Raw genomic sequence first — 2888 nt, forward strand, 5'->3', positions numbered from 1 at the left:
CAAGGGTGGTTGCCTTTGGCAGGCCATGCGGGAGACCACGAGCGGCAAGGCTTGTCCCCCGGAGGCCTGCCCAGCGGCGAGCGTCCGCTTTTAAGCCCGTGAACAAAAGAGGGGGCGGCGACACGCCGCCCCCCGGTCAACTCAGCCCTGCCAGGGAACCTCGGGCGACGGGTAGAAGTTCACGCCCATGACGCGCCACCGCTCACCCTGCCCCGCCAACCGCACCTTGAACCGCTCCCAATCGTGCGTGGACCAAGGCGACCACCCCAACTCCGCGATCGCCGGCAGCCGCGGGAACGCCATGAACTCCACCTCCGCCGAGTTCGTCAGCGTCTCGCTCCACAACGGCGCCTCGACCCCGCGCACCGCCTCCGCCGGCAGCCCCTCGACGTACGCGCCGGGGTTCCAGTCGTACGCGTCCTGCACGTTGGTGTACCCCGCCCACTTCAACCCGAGCGGCGTGTTCTCGTCGTACTTCATGTCCAGGTACGCCTTGGTCGCCGGCGACAGCACGATCTTGTTGCCGCGCTCCGCCGCCGCCACCACGTCCGGCGCGGTGGTCTTGGTGCCCCAGAACTGCGCCACGGCCTCGGCCGGCGGCCCGGACTTGACGAACTCGTGCCACCCGACGGCCTTCTTCCCGTGCTTCGCCACCAGCGGCAGCACCCGGTCCATGAACCGGTCGTAGTCCGGGTCGGTGGTGGCGTGGGCCTCGTCGCCGCCGATGTGGACGTACTCGCCCGGCGTCAGCGCCGCGACCTCGCGCAGCACGTCGTCGACGAACCGGTACGTGATCTCCTTGTCGATGCACAGCGAGCTGAAGCCGACCTCGATGCCGGTGTAGAGCGGCGGCGCGACGTCGTCGCAGTTCAGCTCCGGGTACGAGGAGAGCGCCGCGTTGGTGTGGCCCGGCAGGTCGATCTCCGGGACCACCGTGATGTGCCGGGACGCCGCGTAGGCCACCAGCTCGCGGTACTGCTCCTGCGTGTAGTACCCGCCCGGACCGCCGCCGACCTCGGTGCTGCCGCCGTGCGCGGTCAGCCGCGGCCAGCTCTTGATCTCCAGCCGCCAGCCCTGGTCGTCGGTCAGGTGCAGGTGCAGCCGGTTGATCTTGTAGAGCGCGATCTGGTCGACGTACCGCTTGACCTCGTCGACGGAGAAGAAGTGCCTCGCCACGTCCAGCATCGCGCCGCGGTGGGCGTAGCGCGGGTAGTCCAGCACCCGGCCGCCGGGCACGGTGAACGGCCCGCGCTGCCGGGTCTTGGCCTCGACCTCGGCGGGCAGGAGCTGGCGCAGCGTCTGCACGCCGGCGAACAGGCCCGCCGCCGTGCGGGCCCGGATGAGCACGCCCGTCCGGGACACGTCGAGCTGGTAGCCCTCGGCGCCGACCGACGGGTCCGCGCCGGCCAGCAGCAGCGTGATGCCGCGCGTGGATGCGCCGGGCACGACCGGCAGCCGGTACCCGGTGGAGGGCCGCAGCACGCCGGCCAGGTACTCGCCGACGCGCTTGGCGGCGGTCGAGCCGGGTTGGGTGTGGATGAGGGTGTGCGCACCGATCCGGTAGGACGCGCCGGGGCGCGGGCTGACCTGGACGGGCGCGGGCACGATCTGGTGCAACGATGTCTCCGGGGCTGCTTGCGCGGGGGTCGCCGTTCCGACCGCGCCCACGAGCAGCAGTGCGGCGAGCGCTCGACCGAGCACGCGCCTCGCGGTGCCTTCCTTCGCTCTGGACAAGTGACGTCCTCCTGGCGGGCGTGGACCGAGGGCGGCGGCCCAAGTCACCGTTACAGCCGCGCCAGGAGGTGTCAAGGTCCAGACCAATCGGCGCGCACCGGAACGACCTTCGAGCTCGACCGCGTCACTCCGGCCTCGACCGCGTCACTCCAGCTTCGACCGCGTCACTCCAGCTTCGGCCCCGTCACCTCCGCCTCGGCCCCGTCACTTCAGCTTCGGCCGCCCCAACTCCCGCCACGTGACGGCGAACCGCGTCTCCACCCGCTGCGCCACCCCGCTCTCCAGGCCGTGCAGCAACCCGAAGGTGAACCCGTTCTCGCCGTCGAGCTGCGCCTTGGCGCCCAGCTCGCGCAGCACCGGCCGCGCCACCACGCTGTCCTGGTGCTCGCCCAGCAGCGTCTGCACGTCCTTGACCCGGTTCCGGTACCGCTTCCCGCGCTTGCCGAACACCGGTTCGGCCACCTCGACCGCGTACCGCAGCCGCTTGGCCGACTTGCGTGCCTCGTGCAGCCCCGTGTCGTCGTGCGCGACCGCGACCCGCTTGGCGAGCCTGCGGTAGGTCTTGTCGACCAGGTCCGGCAGCACCTTCGCGGCCTTCTTGCGCGCCAGCGGCGTGAACGGCGGGTCCTCGACCAGCGCGTCGACCGCGTCGAGCAGCGCGAAGTACCGGTCGCTGTCCAGCGCCGCCACCGCCGCCTCCTGCGCGGCGGCCTCCCTCGGCGCGAAGTGCCGGGTCAGCTGGGCCTGCACCGGGCCGAGCACCAGTTCGCCGTCCAGCTCGCGCACGGCCCGCTCGAACCGGTCGCGCAGCACCTCGAGGTCGCGCGCCTCGCCCAGCACCCCGGCCAGCCACTTCAGCTCGTCGGTCAGCTCGCGGGTGCGGTCGCGCTCCACCACCACGCCGAACGCCTGCAACGCGCTGCGCATCCGCCGCGTGGCCACCCGGAGCTGGTGCACGGCGTCGTCCTCGCCCCGGCGGACCCGCGGGTCCTGGTGCTTGATCGCGTCGACCTGCGCGCGCAGGTAGTCCCGCACCACGTCACCGGCCGACCGACCACCGGCCCCACCCGAGCCCCCAGACCCACCCGAGCCCCCAGACCCACCCGAGCCCCCAGACCCACCCGAGCCCTCAGACCCACCCGAGCCCCCAGACC

At 72.3% G+C, this 2888-nt stretch carries 2 protein-coding genes; both read right to left on the reverse strand.

Annotation, left to right across the window (positions count from 1 at the left end; all coding sequences use genetic code 11):
- Positions 1-141: 141 nt before the first annotated feature.
- Positions 142-1734: a beta-N-acetylhexosaminidase gene (locus ACFV4N_RS42300; RefSeq protein ID WP_499678330.1), complete on the reverse strand. Its 1593-nt coding sequence runs from the start codon at positions 1732-1734 to the stop codon at positions 142-144.
- Positions 1735-1938: 204 nt separating this feature from the next.
- Positions 1939-2769: a CHAD domain-containing protein gene (locus ACFV4N_RS42305; protein ID WP_499678331.1), complete on the reverse strand. Its 831-nt coding sequence runs from the start codon at positions 2767-2769 to the stop codon at positions 1939-1941.
- Positions 2770-2888: the final 119 nt, after the last annotated feature.

Source organism: Actinosynnema sp. NPDC059797, assembly GCF_042732085.1.
Lineage (GTDB): Bacteria > Actinomycetota > Actinomycetes > Mycobacteriales > Pseudonocardiaceae > Actinosynnema.